The organism is Paenarthrobacter aurescens (genome assembly GCF_041549525.1).
Lineage (GTDB): Bacteria > Actinomycetota > Actinomycetes > Actinomycetales > Micrococcaceae > Arthrobacter > Arthrobacter aurescens.
Genome location: NZ_CP157456.1, coordinates 1,384,763 through 1,405,826, shown reverse-complemented (window position 1 = coordinate 1,405,826; position 21,064 = coordinate 1,384,763). Strand labels below are relative to the sequence as shown.

The 21,064-nt window shown below is 63.7% G+C and carries 13 protein-coding genes; 11 read left to right on the top strand and 2 right to left on the bottom strand.

Annotated elements, in window-relative coordinates; genetic code table 11:
• The first annotated feature begins 13 nt into the window (after window positions 1-13).
• The 4 genes from ABI796_RS06605 (at window position 14) to ABI796_RS06590 (ending at window position 5,994) form a co-directional block, all read left to right on the top strand.
• Entirely contained in the window at window positions 14-727 is a 714-nt protein-coding gene (locus tag ABI796_RS06605) for a TetR family transcriptional regulator (RefSeq protein WP_141283685.1), read from the top strand.
• Window position 728: 1 nt separating this feature from the next.
• Window positions 729-3,254: an MMPL family transporter gene (locus ABI796_RS06600; protein ID WP_141283686.1), complete on the top strand. Its 2,526-nt coding sequence runs from the start codon at window positions 729-731 to the stop codon at window positions 3,252-3,254.
• Between the two features lie 151 nt (window positions 3,255-3,405).
• On the top strand, window positions 3,406-4,065 hold the full coding sequence (locus ABI796_RS06595) for a Maf family protein (RefSeq protein WP_141283687.1): 660 nt from the start codon (window positions 3,406-3,408) through the stop codon (window positions 4,063-4,065).
• 60 nt (window positions 4,066-4,125) lie between these two features.
• A complete protein-coding gene (locus ABI796_RS06590) occupies window positions 4,126-5,994 on the top strand; it encodes a biotin carboxylase N-terminal domain-containing protein (RefSeq protein ID WP_141283688.1) in 1,869 nt (622 codons plus the stop codon).
• A 70-nt stretch (window positions 5,995-6,064) separates the two neighbouring features.
• Here the strand turns inward: ABI796_RS06590 and ABI796_RS06585 are convergent, their stop codons facing one another.
• Window positions 6,065-7,474 (bottom strand): MFS transporter, encoded by a 1,410-nt coding sequence (locus ABI796_RS06585; RefSeq protein WP_141283689.1) that lies wholly within the window; start codon window positions 7,472-7,474, stop codon window positions 6,065-6,067.
• A 295-nt stretch (window positions 7,475-7,769) separates the two neighbouring features.
• Here ABI796_RS06585 and ABI796_RS06580 point away from each other — a divergent pair, with 295 nt between their 5' ends.
• The 3 genes from ABI796_RS06580 to ABI796_RS06570 are packed head-to-tail and all read left to right on the top strand — an operon-like array spanning window position 7,770 to window position 12,958.
• The gene (locus tag ABI796_RS06580; protein ID WP_141283690.1) at window positions 7,770-9,182 is read left to right on the top strand and encodes an MFS transporter; all 1,413 of its coding nucleotides are present in this window, start codon (window positions 7,770-7,772) and stop codon (window positions 9,180-9,182) included.
• Window positions 9,183-11,399: a molybdopterin oxidoreductase family protein gene (locus ABI796_RS06575; protein ID WP_141283691.1), complete on the top strand. Its 2,217-nt coding sequence runs from the start codon at window positions 9,183-9,185 to the stop codon at window positions 11,397-11,399. It begins immediately after the preceding gene.
• The gene (locus ABI796_RS06570; protein ID WP_141283692.1) at window positions 11,396-12,958 is read left to right on the top strand and encodes an FAD-dependent oxidoreductase; all 1,563 of its coding nucleotides are present in this window, start codon (window positions 11,396-11,398) and stop codon (window positions 12,956-12,958) included. The genes ABI796_RS06575 and ABI796_RS06570 overlap by 4 nt, the downstream gene beginning before the upstream one ends.
• A gap of 132 nt (window positions 12,959-13,090) precedes the next feature.
• On the opposite strand, the gene ABI796_RS06565 is transcribed toward ABI796_RS06570, so the two are convergent.
• A complete protein-coding gene (locus tag ABI796_RS06565) occupies window positions 13,091-14,500 on the bottom strand; it encodes an NAD(P)H-quinone dehydrogenase (RefSeq protein ID WP_141283693.1) in 1,410 nt (469 codons plus the stop codon).
• Between the two features lie 122 nt (window positions 14,501-14,622).
• Between ABI796_RS06565 and ABI796_RS06560 the strand changes: the two genes are divergently transcribed.
• The 4 genes from ABI796_RS06560 to ABI796_RS06545 all read left to right on the top strand — a co-directional run bounded on the left by ABI796_RS06560 (window position 14,623) and on the right by ABI796_RS06545 (window position 21,059).
• On the top strand, window positions 14,623-15,423 hold the full coding sequence (locus ABI796_RS06560) for a purine-nucleoside phosphorylase (RefSeq protein WP_174754548.1): 801 nt from the start codon (window positions 14,623-14,625) through the stop codon (window positions 15,421-15,423).
• A 477-nt stretch (window positions 15,424-15,900) separates the two neighbouring features.
• Entirely contained in the window at window positions 15,901-17,499 is a 1,599-nt protein-coding gene (locus ABI796_RS06555; RefSeq protein WP_141283695.1) for a glycoside hydrolase family 68 protein, read from the top strand.
• 92 nt (window positions 17,500-17,591) lie between these two features.
• Window positions 17,592-19,211 carry a glycoside hydrolase family 32 protein gene (locus ABI796_RS06550; protein WP_141283696.1) on the top strand — a complete coding sequence of 540 codons (1,620 nt, stop codon included), beginning with the start codon at window positions 17,592-17,594 and terminating at the stop codon, window positions 19,209-19,211.
• Between the two features lie 102 nt (window positions 19,212-19,313).
• Window positions 19,314-21,059 carry a phospho-sugar mutase gene (locus ABI796_RS06545; RefSeq protein ID WP_303409125.1) on the top strand — a complete coding sequence of 582 codons (1,746 nt, stop codon included), beginning with the start codon at window positions 19,314-19,316 and terminating at the stop codon, window positions 21,057-21,059.
• Window positions 21,060-21,064: the final 5 nt, after the last annotated feature.

Genomic DNA, 21,064 nt, shown 5'->3' with positions numbered 1-21,064 from the left:
TTAGTGTAAGTATGTGACCCAAACCAGTAGCCAGGAAGCCCTCACGGAGCCCTCTGAGCAAGCAACGCCATCGCGGCGGGAGCTTAACAAGGCGGCCACCCGCAGTTCCATCGCATCCGCAGCCTTGGACCTCTTGCGCAGCCAAGGGCCCGGCAATTTCACCGTGGAGGACATCGCAGCCAGTGCGGGCGTCTCACGGCGAACCTTCTTCAACTATTTCCCCAGCCTCGAAGCCGCCCTCGCATCCGTTGCGGACGGTTTCATGGACCATGCCCTGGAGCAGTTCCGCCTGCGCCCCGCGGAGGAGTCCATTCTTGAGTCCGCCCAGGCAGCCCTCATGGCGCTGGCCGACCCCATGTCCGTAGCGCCCATGGCCGAGTTGTTCAGCCTGACCCAGGACAACCGCCAACTGGCCCGCTCCGAGCTTGAAGCCTGGGAACACTGCACCGAGCAGATCATCGACGCCGCCCGCGGCAGGCTCGGCACCGAAGTCAGTGAGCTCTACCTCCACGCTCTCGCCGGCTCAGTCATCTCATGCGGCAAGGCAGCGATGACCGTCTGGTTCGCCGAGTACGGGCCGGATCTCTCAGCTGAATCACTCGCTGCACTCCGCCAGCACCTCATCGATGCGATGGGCCTCCTCGGCGCCGGCTTCGCGCCGCCGTCGGACGCGTACCCGCAAACCGCAGCCTCCCCTTCCGTTCCAACCACCAAAGATCGGTTCTGACATGGCCTCGTTCCTCTACCGTCTCGGCAAGTTTTCATATCGCCGCCGCTGGCTCGTCATCTCCATATGGCTTGCCGTCATGGTGGCAGTGGGCGGCTCGGCCGCAGCATTCCACGGCACCATGTCCAATAACTTCACCATCCCGGGCACCGAAACCCAGCAGATGGCGGACAAGCTCAAGGAAGCCCTTCCTGAATCATCGGGCGGCTCAGCGAGCGTAGTTTTCGACGCCGGTGATGCCGGATTCGACCAAGCCAGGAAGGACGCGGTTGCAGCCGCGCTCACCAAACTCGAAGCCATGCCTGACGTACAGGGAACGGTCAACCCGTTCACCACGCAAGAGCAAGTGGAGAAGGCCGCCGCGGACATAGCCGCCGGTGAAGCCAAAGCCGCTGAAGGCAAGGCCCAACTCGAAGCATCCCGCGCACAGCTCGAAGCGGGCGAGACCCAACTGGCCGGCCTGGAACAGCAACTGGCCGCATCCGGCCTCACACCGGCGCAGATTGAAGCCCAGCTGGCTCCGCAGCGCGCAGAACTGGCGGCAGGCAAAGCAAGGCTCGACGCCGGAGCCAAGGAAGCTGCCGACGGCGCCGCCGCGTTGGCTCTTGGCAAGCGCCAGGTTGAATCATCTGACGGACTCCGCTTCGTCTCCAGCGACAACAAAGTAGCCATAGCCCAGGTCCAGTTCAAGACCTCCATCAACGCCGTGGACCCGGCCGTCCGTGAAGAAGTCCAGGAAATCGTCCAAGGGGTCTCCTCCGCCGGCGTCACTGCCTATGCCAGCAAGGAAATTACCGAGGACGTCTCGGAGATCTTCGGTATTGCTGAAATCGTGGGCGTCGCTGTTGCAGCTCTTGTCCTGATCCTGATGCTCGGAACGTTGATCGCTGCCGGCCTGCCGCTGGTGATGGCACTGATCGGTGTTGCCGTGGGTGTGGGCGGAACGTTCGCCCTGACCAGCGTGATTGACATGAGCTCCATCTCGCCCATGCTTGCCCTGATGCTCGGCCTTGCAGTGGGCATTGATTACTCACTCTTCATCGTCAACCGCCACCGGACACAGCTCCTGGCCGGGATGGATGCCGAAGAATCCGCAGCACTGGCCACCGGCACCTCCGGCAACGCCGTGCTGTTCGCCGGCCTCACCGTCATCATCGCCCTCGCCGCCCTTGTGGTTCCGGGGCTCCCCTTCCTCGCCGTCATGGGTGTTGCTGCCGCAGCGACAGTCGCAGTGGCCGTCGTCGTAGCCTTGACCCTGACGCCGGCAGTCCTGGCGCTGATCGGGCGCCGACTCATTTCCAAGCGCGCCTGGGCCAAGGCTGCCAAGCACAACGCCGAGCCCGGCCACGAAGCTGCGGACCGTGAACGCGAAGAAAAGCGCAGCAGCGGCGGCTGGGGTGGAATGGTCACCCGCCACCCGTGGGTTGCCCTGGTAGCCAGCGTGGTGCTGTTGGGCGCCCTGGCGCTCCCGGCCTCGCAGTTGCGGCTGGCACTCCCCGACGGCGGCTCCGAGCCGGTTGATTCCCAGGCATTCCAGGCCTACGACCTCACCCGTACCAGCTTCGGCGAAGGCATGACTGGACCCATCATTGTGGTGGGTGAGTTCCCCGAGGGCCTCAGCGAGAATGATGCCAAGAACAAGCAGTTCGACGTCGCGGACCAGCTCCGCAGCGTAGAAAATGTCATCGCTGCGGTTCCTGTTGCTCTGAGTGAAGACCGCCGCACCGCAGTCTTCCAGGTCATCCCCAAGGAAGGCCCGGCCAGTGCCGGCACTGTGCAGGTGGTGTCCGATCTCCGTGCCAAAGGCTCCGGGATCAGCCAGGACCTGGACGTGCAGATCGGCTTGACCGGACAAACCGCAGGCAACATTGACGTTTCCAACAAGCTCGGCGCCGCATTGCCGCCGTACTTGGCGATCGTCGTCGGACTCTCACTGTTGCTGTTGCTGTTGGTCTTCCGCTCCATTGTGGTTCCCCTGCTGGCCACCGGCGGATTCCTGCTCTCACTGGCCGCCGCCTTTGGTGCCGTGGTTGCCGTGTACCAGTGGGGCTGGCTGGGAGGCATCTTCGACGTCGCCAACCCTGGCGCAGTGCTGAGCTTCCTGCCCATCATCCTCATTGGCGTGCTGTTCGGACTCGCCATGGACTACCAGGTGTTCATCACTTCGGGTATGCGGGAATCCTTCATGCACGGTGAGTCCGCCAAGCACGCAGTCCGCTCCGGATTCAGCCATGCCGCCGCCGTGGTTACTGCGGCCGCCATCATCATGGTCAGTGTGTTCTCCGGCTTCATCTTCAGCCACCTCACCATGGTCCGTCCGCTCGGCTTCGCCATGGCGTTCGGCGTGCTGATTGACGCCTTCGTGGTGCGCATGACCATTGTTCCCGCCGTGATGTACCTGCTGGGCGAAAAGGCATGGTGGTTGCCGAAGTGGCTGGAACGCATCCTCCCGGATGTGGATGTTGAGGGCGCCAAGCTGGAGCGGAGCGACCGTTCAAAGGCCGGTTCGGAGGAACTCGTCCACTAACGCTCTCTCACGTAACCGTTGATATTTCCGACCGCTCGCTCACTTGCTTGAGACAAGTGAGCGAGCGTTCGGTTTAGGCCCGCGGGAAGTGAGAGATGGTTGGGATTAAACGGGCGGGAGGTGAGAGATGGTTGGTATTAGGCTGGGGAACGTGACCCGATTGATTCTTGCCTCCCAGTCCCCTGCCCGTACCAAGCTGCTCACCGAAGCCGGAATCGGGCACGATGTCCTGGTCTCGGACGTGGACGAGGACGCCGTGCAGGCCAAGTACGGTGTAACCGACGCCCACGACACCGCCCTGCTCCTAGCCCGCGCGAAGGCCGAGGCCGTTGCAGCCCTCCCCGAGGCTGAAGGCGCATTGGTGATCGGCTGCGACTCGGTCTTTGAGTTCGACGGCGAGTCCCACGGCAAGCCCTACACCGCTGAGGTAGCGCGGGAGCGGATGCTTCGCATGAGCGGCTCGCAGGGCGTGCTCCACACGGGCCATTGGCTGGTTGACTGCCGCGATACCGCCGCTGATGCAGAGGACAATGAGACCCCCGAGGGCACGGGCGCCACCGTTGGCGCAGTTTCGAGTGCCGAGGTCCACTTCGCACAGATGAGCCCGCAGGACATCGAAGCCTACATCGCCACCGGGGAGCCCCTTCACTGCGCCGGCTCCTTCACCATTGACGGCTTGGGCGGGGCCTTCATCCGCAAAGTGGACGGCGACCCGCACGCCGTGGTCGGGCTTTCCATCTCCACGCTGCGGGACCTTCTGGTCCACGCGAACGTGGGCATTACGGAGCTGTGGACCGCGAACCCGCAGTAGAAGCGTTTTGTAGCAACCCTACAAAGGAACATCGCCTCACACACGGAATCCCCCATCAATATGGGCGGAACCCTCACAATCGCGCTAGGCTCCTCAAGGACAGAAGGAGTCAACAACTTGTCAGCTAACCCGGCGCAGCCCATTTCCAGCCCTCTTACCAAGGTCTTGATTGCCAACCGCGGAGAAATCGCGGTCCGCATCATCCGAGCCGCCCGGGACGAAGGCATTGCCTCCGTAGCCGTTTACGCCGACCCCGACCGTGACGCCCTCCACGTCCGGCTCGCCGACGAAGCCTACGCGCTGGGCGGTAACACCGCCGCGGAGTCGTACCTGGTGATGGATAAGATCATTGAGGTCGCCAAGCAGTCCGGCGCGGATGCCATCCACCCCGGCTACGGCTTCCTTGCCGAAAACGCCGAGTTCGCCGCCAAGGTCATTGACGCCGGCATCACCTGGATCGGCCCCTCACCGGAAGCCATCTCCGCCTTGGGTGACAAGGTCCAGGCCCGCCACATCGCCGAAAAGGTAGGCGCTCCCCTGGTTCCCGGCACGGCTGACCCGGTCCAGAACGCAGACGAGATCCTGAAGTTCGCTGAAGAATTCGGCCTCCCCGTTGCCATCAAGGCAGCTTTTGGCGGCGGCGGACGCGGCATCAAAGTTGCCCGCACCATGGACGAAATCCCTGAGCTGTACGAATCGGCAGTGCGCGAAGCCGTCGCAGCTTTCGGCCGCGGCGAGTGCTTCATCGAGCGGTTCCTCGATGCCCCCCGCCACGTGGAAACACAGTGCTTGGCTGATGCTTTCGGCAACGTGGTAGTGGTCTCCACCCGCGACTGCTCGCTGCAGCGCCGCAACCAGAAGCTTGTTGAGGAAGCCCCCGCTCCGTACCTCAGTGACGAGCAGAACAAGCGCCTTTACGAATCCTCCAAGGCCATCCTGAAGGAAGCCAACTACCTCGGCGCCGGCACCTGTGAGTTCCTGGTGGGCCAGGACGGCACCATTTCCTTCCTCGAGGTCAACACCCGCCTCCAGGTGGAGCACTGCGTGTCCGAGGAAGTCACGGGCATCGACCTCGTCCGCGAGCAGTTCCGCATTGCCCGCGGCGAAGCGCTGGGTTATGAGGACCCCGAGGTCCGCGGCCACTCCTTCGAATTCCGCATCACCGGCGAGGACCCGGGCCGGAACTTCATGCCGGCCCCCGGCACCATCACCACGTTGAAGAACCCCACTGGCCCCGGCGTCCGGATCGATTCCGGCGTGGAGCAGGGCGATGTCATCAGCGGCAACTTCGACTCCATGCTCTCCAAGCTGATCATCACCGGCGCCACCCGCGAACAGGCACTTCAGCGCTCACGCCGGGCGTTGGAGGAGATGGTGGTTGAGGGTATCCCCACGGTCATCCCGTTCGACCTCGCAGTGGTCACCGATCCCGCTTTCGCCCCGGCGGAAGGGCCATTCACGGTCCACACGCGCTGGATCGAGACCGAATTCGTCAACAGCATTCCGGCGTGGTCGGCGGCAGGCTCCGCTGAAACGCCCGACGCCGGTGAGCGCCAGCGCGTCGTAGTCGAGGTGGGTGGCAAGCGCCTTGAGGTGGTTCTGCCGTCCGGCCTGGGTGGCGGCGTGGCGGCTGTTTCCAGCGGTTCAGGAACCAAGTCCGGTAAGTCCAAGAAGCGCTCCCGTTCGGCTGGCGCCACAGCTGCGGCTGCCGGCGGCAATGCACTGACCTCCCCCATGCAGGGCACCATCGTCAAGGTGGCCGCATCTGAGGGTGATGTTGTGGCCGAGGGCGATCTGATTGTGGTCCTGGAAGCCATGAAGATGGAGCAGCCGTTGACTGCCCACAAGGCCGGTACCGTTCGCGGACTTACCGCCGCCGCAGGCGAGACCGTCGCCGCCGGTGCGGTCATCGCCACCATCGAGGACTAACGAAAAGAACCTCTTAACGACGTCGGCCCCGCACCATATGGTGCGGGGCCGACGTTCGTACTCGAACTACTTAGGCCACGTTGTTCTCGTAGTCCATGTCCTTGGTTTCGCGGGTCAACCAGAGGGCGATAAACGTCACCACAGCGGCGGCGGCCATGTAGGCACCCACCAGCCAGGTGCTGCCGTTGGCTGCAGACCAAAGCGCGATGGCCACGAACGAGGCAGGTGCTGCACCGATCATCGAGGAGAGGTTGTAAGCAACCGCTGACCCGGTGTAGCGGACGTTGGCCGGGAACAGCTCGGGGAGGATGGCGGCCATGGGTCCGAACGTGAGGCCCATGAGCGTGAAGCCCACAATGAGGCCCACCATGGCTGCTGCCTGGCCGGGTCCGAACATGGTGAACCAGAGCGCACCGAACACGAAGATACCGGCGGTGACGCCCAGCAGGAACTTCCGCCGGCCCCACTTCTCGGCGAGCGGCCCGGAGACCACGGTGAAGATGCCGAAGAAGACGACGCCGATGATCAGCATCCACAGGAAGTCGGAGCGGGTAATTCCCAGGCCGGGGACGAACGCAGCAACCTGCTCCGGCGTCATGGGCGTCCCGGCCTTCTCTGCTGCTGCCTGGGCTCCGGCCAGCGTGGGCTTGGTGCCGTAGGACAGGGTGAAGGTGGTCATGATGTAGAAGAGCACGTAGGTGGCGAACATGATGAAGGTGCCCGCAACCACAGGGCGCCAGTGGCTCTTGAGGGTTGCCGCCAAGGGCACCTTCTGGACCTTTTCCTGCTCGATGACCTTGGTAAAGGAGGCGCTCTCTACCAGCTTCAGGCGGACGTAGAGGCCCACCACTACCAGGACGGCGCTGAGGATGAAGGGAACCCGCCAGCCCCAGGCAAGGAATTCTTCGGCGCTGAGGGAGACGTTCATCCAGATGAAGATGACGTTGGCGATGATGAAGCCGATGGGTGCGCCCAGCTGCGGGAAGGTTCCGTAGATGGCGCGCTTGCCCTCGGGTGCGTTCTCGGTGGCGAGCAGTGCCGCACCGGACCATTCGCCACCCAGTGCCAGGCCCTGGAAGAAGCGCAGGATCACCAGCATGATGGGGGCCAGGATGGCCCAGCCCGGCATGGAAGCTGTGGGGAGGAGGCCGATGAGGAAGGTTGCAATACCCATGGTCAGCAGCGATGCCACCAGGGTGCCCTTGCGGCCGATCTTGTCACCGAAGTGGCCGAAGACCACGGCACCGATGGGCCGCGCGAAGAAGGCAACACCGAAGATGGCAAACGCACTGAGCAGCGCATTGATGTCAGTGGCGTCCGGGAAGAAGAGCTTCGGGAAGACGAGTACCGACGCGGTGGCATAGGCGTAGAAATCGTAGAACTCGATCGTCGTGCCGATCAGGCTCGCGAAGATCACCTTGCCCCGCGAGTTCACTGGCTTAGTGGACTCGCCTTCCTTGGATGGTGCGGTGGAAGACATGTATTTGCAGCTTTCTTTCACGCCGGCCGATGCCCCGAGAGCCTACCCGGCGAAGGATTATTCGAGAGTTCAATAATAGTTCCCGCTGTCCATTGACTGGACAACTAAGTCCAACATGCGGACACACAAGAAAATCTCACCTTGTGGTCCGCGCCACATTACCTCACCACGGCCTCACGCGCCGGTGACCCCGCCGATAGGGAAATGTCACAGGGCGTTTACAAACGGCGACCGTCCACGAAATGCGCCAAACCTACCTTGGAAGAACAACGTCCCCCATCAAGGAGGCACTTCCGTGACTGTTGACCGCACCGCAGATGCACTGGCTCCCGTCCAGTCCACTGCCACCGCCACTTCCACCCTTGAGCACCGCCCCGGCCGCTGGATCGCCAACTGGGATGCCGAAGACAAGGGCCAATGGGAGTCCGAAGGCCGGTCCATCGCCAAGCGCAATCTCTACTGGTCCATTTTCGCCGAGTTCCTCGGCTTTGTCGTCTGGCAGCTCTGGTCCATCGTGGTGGTCCAGCTCCCCGCAGCCGGCTTCAAGTTCGACACCAACCAAATCTTCTGGCTCATCTCCATCCCCAGCCTCGTAGGCGCCACACTCCGCATCCCCTACACCTTCATGGTCCCCAAGTTCGGTGGCAGGAACTGGACCATCGTCTCCGCACTGCTCCTGCTGATCCCCACCACGGGCCTTGCCATCTGCGTCTCCAATCCGGAAACGCCGTTTGGAATCATGCTCCTTATGGCCGCACTTGCCGGCTTCGGTGGCGGCAACTTCGCCAGCTCCATGGCCAACATCACCTTCTTCTACCCCGCCCGCGAAAAAGGCTGGGCGCTGGGCCTGAACGCTGCCGGCGGCAACCTCGGTGCCGCCGTCGCGCAGCTTGTTGTCCCCATCGCCATCACCCTCCTGGCTGCAGGGACCGTCAACCTGCCCATGGCAGGGATCATTTGGATCCCGCTGATCATCATCGCCGCTTTCGGCGCCTACAAGTACATGAACAACCTCACCAGCGCCAAGGGTGATGTGGCCGGATCCCTGGCCGCCCTCAAGGAACCGCACCTGTGGATCATGGCGTTCCTTTACATTGGAACGTTCGGCTCGTTCATCGGCTTTGCGGGCGTCTTCCCCAAGCTGATCAAGGACTACTTCCCGGACTTCTCCTCCATCCACGTGGGCGCTGTGGCACTGTCCCTGGCCTTCCTCGGCCCGCTGGTGGGTTCCCTGGCCCGCCCCTACGGCGGACGCATGGCCGATCGCATGGGTGGGGCCCGCATGACCATTGCCTCGTTCGCTTCCATGGCCATCATCACCCTGACCATGATCTGGACGCTGCCGCTGAAGAACTTCTGGCTCTTCCTCACCTTGTTCCTGCTGCTCTTCCTGGCCAGCGGGTTCGGAAACGGCGCAACCTACCGCATGATCCCGGTGATCTTCGCAACCTCCAGCCGGGCAGCCCGCTCAGGTGCCCCCAGTGCCACCACTGCACGGCTTGCTTCATCCTCGCTGGGCCTGATCTCCGCAATCGGTGCCTACGGCGGCTTCGTCATCCCGCAGGTACTCAACGCTTCAAACTCGGCCAGCGGCTCCTACACCCCGGCGTTCTACGGATTCGTTGGAGCTTATGTCCTGATGCTCACCGTCTGCTGGGTCTGCTACATCCGTCCCGCGCAGAAGCGCAACACGATCGGACACATCTAGATGCCCAACGGCGCCGATACCCACTGCCCCTACTGCGCGCTCCAGTGCGCCATGACGCTGACCCCGGCTGCATCCGCAGACTCAGGGACAGCGGCAGCACCGGCTCCCACTGCAGAACCGGCACAGCCTGCCGTGCCCCTGGAGGTCTCCGGGCGCGACTTCCCCACCAACCGGGGCGGGCTGTGCCGCAAAGGCTGGACATCGGCGTCGTTGTTGCATCACAGCGGCCGGGTCACCAAACCCCTGCTCAAGGGCTCTGACGGCGTGCACCGGCCCGTCTCCTGGGACCAGGCCCTCATGCTGATCACCTCAGCGGTGAAGGACACCCAACAGCAGTACGGAAACGATGCTGTGGGTGTGTTCGGCGGCGGCGGCCTCACCAACGAAAAGGCGTACTTGCTGGGGAAGTTTGCCCGCCTCGCGCTGCGCACCTCGCGGATCGATTACAACGGCCGGTTCTGCATGTCTTCGGCGGCAGCCGCAGGCAACCGCGCGTTCGGAGTGGACAGGGGGCTCCCCTTCCCCGTGACGGACCTGGACACCGCGTCCGTGATCCTCATGCTCGGCTCCAACGTTGCCGAAACCATGCCGCCCTTCGTCCAGCACCTGCAGGCTGCCCGCGACGCCGGCGGGCTGATCGTGGTGGACCCCCGCCGCTCGGCTACTGCTGCGTTCACGTCCGACGGCGGCGGCCTCCACTTCCAGCCGACGCCCGGTACCGATTTGGCGCTTCTTTTGGGGATCAGCCATGTGGTGGTGCACGAAGGCTTGGCCGACGCCTCCTACATCGAGAAGAACACGTCCGGATACCCGGCGGTGGTGCGCAGCCTGTCATCGTTTTGGCCCGAGCGCGTCCAGACCATCACTGGTGTGCCGGCCAACCTCATCCGCGAAACAGCCCGCCGTCTGGCCCAAGGAGCCCGGGCCGGCGGCAGCTACATCCTCAGTGGCCGCGGCGTGGAGCAGCACGTTGACGGCACAGACACTGCCACCGCGGCCATCAACCTCAGCCTCCTCCTGGGCCTGCCCGGCTCCGCGCGCAGCGGCTACGGCACGCTCACAGGACAAGGCAACGGTCAGGGCGGCCGCGAACACGGACAGAAAGCCGATCAGCTCCCGGGCTACCGCAAGATCACGGACCCCGCCGCCCGCGCCCACATGGCGCGTGTGTGGGGCATCGATGAGTCGCTGATCCCGGGACCCGGCCTGCCCGCCGTAGAACTTCTCAAGTCCCTCGGAAAGCCCGACGGCGTCCGTTGCCTTTTCGTCCACGGCGCCAATGTGGTGGTCTCCGCTCCGGACACCAACGCTGTGACCCAGGGCCTCCGAAGCCTGGACTTCCTGGTGGTGTGCGACTTCTTCATGTCAGAGACAGCGGCGGAAGCGGACCTGGTTTTGCCGGTCACGCAGTGGGCCGAGGAAGAGGGCACGCTGACCAACCTTGAGGGACGCGTGATACGCCGCCGACGCGCGCTGACGCCTCCCCCGGGCGTGCGCAGCGAGTTGTGGCTCATGGCCCGGCTCGCAGAGATGCTCGAGGCTCCTTCCACGTTCAGCGATGATCCCGAGACCGTTTTCGAAGAACTTCGCCTCGCATCAGCCGGTGGTTTGGCCGATTACTCAGGCATTGATTACGCCTTGCTGGACCGTGGCGAGGCTGCCTACTGGCCCTACCCTGTGGGCAGCACCGGGACGCCGAGGCTCTTCACTGACGGCTTCGCCCATGCCGATGGCCGCGCCGTAATGGTTCCGGTGACTCCGTCCAAGCGGGCCGTACGTTCCTTTGCTGACGACTCCCTCGCACTGGCCACAGGCAGACTCCTGGAGCACTACCAATCCGGAGCACAGACCCGGCGCGTCAGCGAGCTCCTGGCATCCCAGCCGCAAGCCCGTCTCCTCATCCACCCGGGCACCGCTGCTTCCCGCGGCATCGCCGATGGCGACTACGCCACCGTGACGAACCTGCGCGGAGAAGTGCTCTGCCGTGCCGAGCTCAGCACCTCGGTCCGCCCGGACACTGTCTTCCTGCCGTTCCACTTCCCCGGCCAGGAAAACGCCAACCGGCTCACGGAGGCCGTTACGGATCCCATTTCCGGAATGCCCGAGTTCAAGACCAGCCGGGTGTGGGTCCGGAAGGCAGTATCCACCTCGGTCCCGGCCACCTTTGCGGTTCCTGCCGGGCTCCAGTTGCCAGTTCACGTCAAGGAGGCCTCATGAGCGAGCGCATTGTTGTTGTTGGATTCGGACCAGTGGCTGCACGGTTCGTGGACGAACTGCTCCCCGCCGTGCGCACCGGGCTGGTGCAGTTGCTGGTGGTGGGCCAGGAATCCGAGGCAGCGTATAACCGCGTGATGGTTGCCGAGCTGGGTGTCGGCCGCACCACAGCGGAGGCTTTGGCCATGGCTGACGCCGCCGGGTTGGAAGCCGACGGCGTGGACGTGCGGTTGGGCGTGAAGGTCAAAAGAATCGACCGGGCCCGTCAAGTGGCAGTCCTGTCCGATGGCTCCGCCGCACCCTACGACCGTTTGGTGTTTGCCACCGGTTCCCGTCCTGTGATTCCCAATCTCACCGGGCTCAACCCGGATCCCTCCGGCCCGGTACTTCCGGCTGGGGTTACCACTCTGCGTGACTTGCGGGATGCTGCCGTGCTTCGCGCAGCCGTGGCCGAAGGCAAGCATGTGGTGGTGTTGGGAGGTGGCGTGCTCGGCTTGGAAACTGCCTTGGCTGCCGCCGAGGAAGGTGCCCGGACCACCGTGGTCCACAACGGTCCCTTCCCGCTGGGCCGCAGCATTGACCGCGGCAGTGGATCAGTCCTCACCAACAGCCTGCGCGCCGGTGGCGTCCGCATGGCAGGAAACGCGCGCTCCACCGGAGTGGAGACGGCCGGGCCCGGTGGAAGTTTCTCGGCTTTGCTGCTGGACGACGGTTCCGCGATCGACGGCGACCTCCTGGTGCTCTCTTGTGGCGTCCGTCCCCGCACCGAGTTGGCGGAGGGCTGCGGGCTGCCTACCGCCACCGGGATCCTGGTGGACCACCATCTCAGGACCTACCACGAGCCCCACATGTTCGCGATAGGCGACTGCGCTGAAGTGCGTTGCCCGGACTCTGCCTGTGTTGCTTGCCGGACTGCCACTGGTCCCTCCGGTCTGGTCGGTCCGGGATGGCGGCAGGCCGAGTGGCTGGCCGAGTACCTTGTGGTCCTTGCCCGCGATGGTCAGGACGCCGCTGATGCCTTGGAGGCGTTGCCATCTGAGAAGCCAGGCGTGGTGGTCCTGAAAGCACGCGGCATCAACCTGGCAGTGGCAGGGGACAACCAAGCCGATCCTTGGGACGAGGAAATGCTCGAAGCCGGGGCCATTTCAGGGCGACCCCGGCGGCAGATCTCCCAGTGGGCCGACCCCGAGCATGGCCGCTATGTGAAGATGACCACCCGCGGCGGAGTGCTGGAAGGCTTGGTGGCCGTGGGCATGCCACGCACTGCTGCTGAACTGGTGGTCCTGTTTGAAAGGGCCTCGGAGCTGCCCGCAGACAGGTCCTTGCTGCTCCGCCTGGATGGGCCGGACCAACTCGATGCCGGCGCCACCAGCAACGATCCCCAACGCACAGTGTGCCGCTGCGCCGGCGTCAGCGCGGCCGGCATTGAGGGCTCCGTAATGGAGGGTTGCAGCACGGTGGGTGAAGTATCCAAGGCCACCCGTGCCGGCACAGGCTGCGGAGGTTGCCATGAGGACATCAAGGGGATCATCGAAAAACACTTCCAAGCGGCTGCCGCCTGAGGCCGCTTAGCGCAGTTCGCCGAAGAAAGCGGAAAACGCCCGTTTCGATGGCTTGCTGCCCGTTAGACGGTAGGAAACGTCTAACGGGCAGCTAACCGTCCAAACGGGCGTCCGTCTTGGCTGAAGGTAGAGCTACATGTGCACGTGCAGGCGCCGCGCGGCCTCCGAGATGGAGCCGGTCAGCGACGGGTACACCGTGAACGCGCTGGCAACATCGTCCACGTGGAGCTTCTGGGTCACGGCCACGGAGATCGGGAAGATGAGCTCGGAGGCGTTCGGCCCTACCACCACACCACCAATCACAGTGCCGGATCCCTTGCGGGCGATGATCTTGACGAACCCATCCTTGGTGTTGCGCATCTTGGCGCGGGCATTGCTGAGCAGGGACAACATCACAACATCGCCCTGGTACTTGCCCGAGGCGAGGTCGGCCTCGGAAACACCCACGGAGGCAATCTCAGGGGACGTAAAGATGTTCGAAGCCACCTGGTTGAGCTTGAGCGGCTTGACGCCATCGCCCATGAAGTGGGCAATGGCGATGCGCCCCTGCATGGCTGCAACCGATGCCAGGGCAAACACACCAGTGCAGTCGCCGGCAGCGTAAATGTTGGGAGCAGTGGTGCGGGAAACGCCGTCCACCTTGATGTGTCCGGACTCCGTGAGGGTCACGCCGGCTTCTTCAAGGCCGATTCCGGCAGTGTTGGGGATGGAGCCGACACATACCAGGCAGTGGGTACCTGTCACGATCGATCCGTCACCCAAGGTGACCTTCACGCCGTCGTCGGTCCTTTCCACCGCGTTGGCGCGGGACTTGGAAAGCACGTTGACGCCGCGGCGCTCAAAGACGCCCTCCAGCAGTTTGGCAGCATCTGTGTCTTCGCCCGGGAGGACCTGGTCACGGCTGGAAATCAAGGTGACCTTGGAGCCCAAGCCGTTGTAGGCGGATGCGAACTCGGCACCGGTAACGCCGGAGCCCACAACAATCAGTTCCTCGGGAAGTTCGTCCAGGTTGTAGATCTGGGCCCAGTTGAGGATGCGTTCGCCGTCCGGCTTTGCCGTGGGAAGTTCACGGGGATGCGCGCCAACGGCCAGGAGGATGGCGTCGGCGTCAATGGTGCGGGTGCCGTCGATAGTGAGGACTTCGATGGTGTTGTTGTCCAGCAGCTTGCCGGAGCCGATGACGATTTCCACGCCCAGTCGCTCAAGGCCGGCACGGATGTCATCAGACTGGCCATGCGCCAGGGTCAGGACGCGATCGTTGATGTGCTTAAGGTCTGCGCGGGGCTTGGACGCGGTGCCGTCGCCGTCGAACTTCACACCCAGCTCGTCGGCCTCACCGACGCGGGTCATGAGGTCTGCGGTGGCAATGAGGGTTTTGGAAGGCACGACGTCGGTCAGCACGGCTGAGCCGCCGAGGCCTGCCCGCTCGACGATGGTGACGTGCGCGCCGAGCGAAGCGGCCACCATGGCAGCTTCATATCCGCCGGGACCACCTCCCAGGATCGCGATACGGGGGGCACTGAAGTCAACTTGGGTGGTCACAATCCTCAATTCTCGCTCATTCCCACGCTGGCTGCCACCCAGCCCACCCTCACTCATGGCCGGGTCCCTACCGAACTCCTGCAGCTGCAAGGTAGCTTGTACCAGTGAGTAACACTGAGCTGATGAACACTGACCCCTTCGAAGCCGCACAGGCCGCCGCAGACTTCATTGCCGCGGAGACCGGCGTCGAGTCCCACGATGTAGCCCTGGTGCTCGGATCCGGCTGGGCTGAGGCCGCCGATCTCATCGGTGAAACCACGGCCACGCTGAACGCCTCTGAGGTGCCCGGCTTCCACAAGCCCGCGGTGGTGGGCCACGTTGGCACCATCCGCTCCGTCCTGACCAAGGAAGGCAAGCGCGCCCTGGTTCTTGGCGCCCGGACGCACTACTACGAAGGCCGCGGCGTGCGTTCTGTAGTCCACGGCGTCCGCACCGCCGCAGCTGCCGGTTGCAAAACGCTGGTACTCACCAACGGTTGTGGCGGGCTCAATGAAGACTGGACCCCGGGAACCCCGGTACTTATCAGCGACCACATCAACCTCACCGCCACCTCACCCCTAGAGGGCGCGACGTTCGTTGACCTCACCGATCTCTACTCCTCCCGCATCCGCGGCCTCGCCCGTGAAGTTGATCCTTCCCTCCAGGAAGGCGTGTACGCACAGTTCACAGGCCCGCATTACGAGACCCCGGCAGAGGTTCAGTATGCCAAGCGGATCGGGGCGGATCTGGTGGGCATGTCCACTGCACTTGAGGCAATTGCCGGCCGCCATGCCGGAATGGAGGTTTTCGGCATTTCCCTGGTCACCAACCTTGCAGCGGGCATCAGCCCCGTTCCGCTGAGCCACGCCGAGGTTCTCGAAGCCGGGCATGCAGCGGGCAAGCGGATCTCCAAGCTTCTGGCAGAAATCATCGCCAAGCTCTAGCAACCACCCCAAGCACGACTGCGGGTTCACCACTGAATGGTGAACCCGCAGCTGTTTAAGCAGTGCCGTTCCTTGGTATGCGCTAACATTTTCGCCCGAGAATCAAACACACAGCGGATTCTCAGGATAAATCTGCTTTATGGCGAAACATTTGACCGAGGACCCGGGAAAATGCCACGCGCGCACGTTGACAATGTAAGCGCTTGCACATCTACTCCGGAGTAACCGAAAGGGCTTCCGCAATGCCCTTTGATCTTGGACCTAACACGTGTCTAGCGTGGAGAGTGCTCCGGTAAGTCGACGTATCGGAGCCACCGCGGCGGATAGCTGAAAAGCTCCCCGCACCTGAAACAAACGATGGCGTCCCTCGATGACGCCTCGAGCGGATCGATCGGACGCCTGAGTAGAGGACCCCCAGCCCGGGGTTCAGGGCATGCGCCCCACTCCACGAAGTACAACTCCGCGAGAAGAGCAAGCATGAACACGCACTTATCCCCTCATCGGCCGCGCCGCCGGCTACGTAAGGCTGCCGCCGTCGCAGTAGCGGCCAGCGTTGCCGGCAGCATCCTGCTGGTGACGCCGGCCGCGCAAGCGAACCTGCCGGCCGACCCGCCGTCGAGCACCATGCCGGCACCCACGCCCGGCTTCCCGCTCCCCACCAAGCACACGCAACAGGCCTACGATCCGGCGGCAAACTTCACGTCCAAATGGACGCGTGCAGACGCCAAGCAGATCATGGCCCAAAGCAACCCGCACGTTGCTCCCGGTGAGAACTCCATGAGCCCGGACGTCACCATGCCGGAGATCCCCAAGGACTTCCCCGCCATGAACGAGGACGTCTGGGTGTGGGACACCTGGTCCCTCACGGACGAGAACGCCAACCAGATCAGCTACAAAGGCTGGGACGTAGTCTTCTCCCTGGTTGCTGACCGGCATGCCGGGTATGGGTTTGACCAGCGCCACTGGAATGCCAGGATCGGCTACTTCTTCCGCAAGACCAACGCCGATCCCGCCAAGGACAAATGGAACTACGGCGGACACCTGTTCCTGGACAACACGTCCATTGGCAACACCGAATGGTCCGGCTCCACGCGCCTGATGCAGGGCAACAAAATCAACGTCTTCTACACGGCCACCACCTTCCATGATGTGGCCGAGAGGAATGCCGGCGGCGGCGGAATCGCTCCGGATGCCGCGATCGCCAAGGCCCTGGGCAACATCCACGCCACCAAGGACGGCGTGACCTTCGACGGTTTCCAGCACACCAAGCTCCTGGAACCGGACGGAAAGCTGTACCAAAACAAGGCCCAGAACCCCGGTTTTGCGTTCCGGGATCCGTACACCTTTGCCGACCCCGCCCACCCGGGCAAAACCTTTATGGTCTTTGAAGGCAACACCGGCGGCGCCCGCGGCTCCTACAAGTGCAAGCAGGAAGACCTCGGCTACGCCGCGGGAGATCCCAACGCTGAAACCGTAGCCCAAGTCAACAGCACAGGCGCCTGGTTCCAGACAGCCAACGTGGGCCTCGCAGTTGCGGACAACAAGGACCTCACCAAGTGGAGCTTCCTGCCTCCCATCCTCTCCGCCAACTGTGTGAACGACCAGACTGAGCGTCCGCAAATCTTCATCCAGAACGAGAACGGCAAGAACAAGTACTACCTGTTCACCATCAGCCACCAGTTCACGTACGCAGATGGGATGCGCGGCCCGGACGGCGTGTACGGCTTTGTGGGCGACGGCGTCCGTTCGGACTACCAGCCGGTCAACAACAGCGGCCTGGCTCTGGGCTCCCCCACGGACCTGAACATGCCGGCCAACGCTCCGGAGGGCCCGGACCCGCGCCAGAACGGCCGTCAGTTCCAGGCCTACTCGCACTATGTACAGCCAGGCGGGCTGGTCCAGTCCTTCATTGACAACGTTGACGGAGTCCGCGGCGGCTCACTCTCCCCCACCGTGAAGATGAACTTCCAGGGCGGCGTGACGGAAGTGGACCGCAGCTTTGGCCAGAACGGCCTCGGCCCGTACGGGTACCTTCCCACCAACGTCCGTGTTGGCGGCGAAGGCCTCTACAAGTAAGCAGCAACACCTCGGCCGTCAGGCCACGGCAGGGGTAGCCGGTCCCATAAGGACTGGCCGCCCCTGCCACCCCAACCCCCAGGATTTTTCCCATGACTTTTCCCAGCCCCCACCTTTCGCGCCGCCAGATGCTGGCCGCAAGTGCCGCCGTCGTGGTCGCCTTCTCGGCAGCGTCCTGCACCCAGCCTGAAAGCCCGACGCCGGTCCCCGCCCCGGGCGGCCACCGCCCGTCCCCGTCCGATCCCTGGCGTCCGGCAGCCCACCTCACTGCTGGGAAGAACTGGCTCAATGATCCCAACGGCCTCGTCTATCACGACGGCACATACCACGCCTTCTACCAGTACAACCCCCGCGGAAACTCCTGGGGCAACATGTCCTGGGGGCACTCCACCAGCCAGGATTTGATCCACTGGGAGCAGCAACCAGTGGCCATGGAAGCGAGCCCGGAGGAAGAAATATTCTCCGGCTGCATCGTGGTGGACAAGAACAACGCATCAGGTCTTGGTTCTGCGGAAAATCCTCCCATGGTGGCCCTCTACACCAGTGCCTACGGGAAGAACGGCGCACTGCCTGAAGGAGCCCAGGCGCAGTCGGTGGCGTTCAGCCTTGATAACGGGACCTCATGGCAAAAGTACCAAGGCAACCCGGTGCTGAACCTGGCTCCCACCAACAACAACTTCCGCGACCCCAAAATTACGTGGTACGAGCCAGGACGCTACTGGGTGATGACCACCGTGGTGGCCGACGCCCAGGTAGTCAAAATGTTCAAATCCACGGACCTGCTCCACTGGGATTTCCTCAGTGATTTCTCCGGGGCCGGCGCCCAGGGAGGCCTGTGGGAAGTGCCGGAGCTCATCCACATGGATGTGGAGGACTCCACCGCCAAAAAGTGGGTGATGCTGCTGAGCATCAACCCCGGCGGCATTGCCGGCGGCTCGGGCATGCAGTACTTCGTGGGCGAATTCGACGGCACCCGGTTCACGGCCGAAAACGCAGCTGCCCCGGATGCGCCGCTCGAGGAATCGCAGTGGCTGGATCACGGCGCGGACTACTACGCAGCCAATTCCATTTCCGGCGCGCCCGGAGACAAACCCGTGCTCCTGGGATGGATGGGCAACTGGGACTATGCCCAGGATGTGCCCACCACGCCGTGGCGGGGCTCCATGGCAATACCCCGCGAACTGACCTTGGTCAAGGGTGCGAAACGGCTGGAATTGCGTTCCGCCATAGCCCAGGTGGCGCGGGAAACCTTGGAACGCTCCGGTGAAGCGAAGAGCAAAAACCTCACCGTCGGCTCCTCACTGACGGACCTGGGACAGGACTTCCGGGGCCGCAGCCAGCTGATTGAACTGGACATGGACCTCACCTCGGCGCGCGAAGCAGGCGTTCTCCTCCGCCATTCATCAGGCCCCGGGTCAGGTCTGCGCATCTCCTACAACAAGGAGTCGGGCACTGTCCGGGTGGACCGTTCACAGGCCGGCACCAGTAACTTCTCCCCGAAGTTCAGCCCCTTCCATGAGGTGGCGCTGCCCTCCTCCGGCAGCAGAGTCAGCCTCACCATCCTTCTGGACTCATCTTCCGTGGAAGTCTTCGCTGCGGGCGGGACTGCGGTTGTTTCGGACACGTTCTTCCCTGACTGGGACAGCACAGCAGCCTCCGCGTTCAGCATGGACGGCGACACGGACTTCATTGTTACTTCCCGCACTCTTTGAGGGCTGTTCAGGGGCGGGATCTCACCCTTTACAACCGCTTTTAGGGGCGGGATCCCACCCCTCGTTGCCCGCGGGGGTGACATTGAGGATAGTTTTGTCCCTATGACATCCAGCGATGCCGCATTTGAACAGCTGATCACCGAAGCCCGCCAATGGGCTTCCCAAGACCCGGACCCGGCCACGGCTGCTGCCCTGGCCGAGCTCGCCGAGCTCGCCGAAAACGGTGATGCGGGAGCGGCTCAGGAACTGGGAGACAGCTTCAACGGCACCCTGCAATTCGGCACAGCGGGCCTCCGGGCAGCACTGGGCCCGGGCCCCAACCGGATGAACCGCGTCGTCGTCCGCCGGGCGGCGGCAGGGCTCGCCGCTTTCCTCACCGGGACCGTAGCCGCAGCTGCGCCCGGAACCCGGCCGCGCGCCGTCGTTGGCTTTGATGCCCGCTACAACTCGGACATTTTTGCGCAGGAAACCGCGGCCATCTTCACGGCAGCGGGCATCGACACCTTCCTGATGCCGGCAGCACTTCCGACGCCGTTGCTCGCCTTTGCGGTCCGGTCACTGGACTGCGACGGCGGCGTGATGGTCACAGCGAGCCACAACCCGCCGCAGGACAACGGGTACAAGGTTTACCTCGGACGGCATGCAGTTTCCGAAAGCGGACGTGGTTCGCAGATCGTGGCGCCGTACGACGCGGAAATCGCGGCCAAAATCGAGGCTGTAGGTGCCTTGGATTCGATCACGCTGGCAGAGGACGGGTGGACCGTACTGCCCACCTCCATCGCGGCCGACTATGAAGGCGCCATGGCGGGCTTGGTGGATAGGGAACATTTCCCGGCCCGGGACCTCAAGATCGTCCTCACACCCATGCACGGTGTCGGCGGCGAAACGGCTGTCTCGGTCCTGAACGCCGCAGGTTTCACGGATGTCACCCTGGTGGCCGAACAGGCCGAGCCGGACCCGGACTTCCCCACCGTCGCGTTCCCCAATCCGGAAGAACCCGGCGCGCTGGACCTGGCCCTCGCGGCCGCCGCCGACTCGGACGCGGACATAGTTGTGGCCAATGATCCCGACGCCGATCGCGCTGCGGTTGCTGCCTTGGACCCCGCCACGGGAGCCTGGCGGATGCTGCGTGGCGACGAAGTAGGGGCACTCCTGGGCGCGCACGTCGTGGCACGCATGGCTGCCGCCGCCGGGGACGAGCCGCAAACGGGTGTCTTCGCCAACTCGATCGTTTCCTCACGCCTGCTGTCCCGGATTGCCGCTGCAGCGGGATACGCCCACGAGGAGACCCTCACCGGGTTCAAATGGATTTCACGGGTTCCCGGCCTCACCTACGGGTATGAGGAAGCCTTGGGATACTGCGTTGCACCGGATCTGGTGCGGGACAAGGACGGAATTTCAGCGGCAGTGCTGATCGCGGAACTGGCAGCAACAGCCAAGGCCGACGGCAAGACCATCTTTGACACCCTTGATGACCTCTATTTGGTCCACGGACTGCATGCGAGCGACCAGCTCAGTATCCGCGTAGCCGATTTGGGCTTGTTGGACGCCATGATGAACCGCCTCCGGGTCAACCCGCCGGAAGCGTTCGGAGGTTCCGCCGTCGAGATTTTCACTGATCTTGCCGAGGGAAGCGAAGCCCTGCCTCCCACGGACGGTCTGCTGTACCTGACGCGGGACCAGAGCCGCGTCATCATTCGTCCCAGCGGCACGGAGCCCAAGCTCAAGTGCTATCTGGAAGTCATCCAGGCCGTGGAATCCGCGGCGGAGCTTGACGCTGCGCGCCAAACAGCGCGAACGTCCCTGGATGATGTTCTCAGGGACGTCCGCGAAGCGTTGGGTTTGTAAAACTC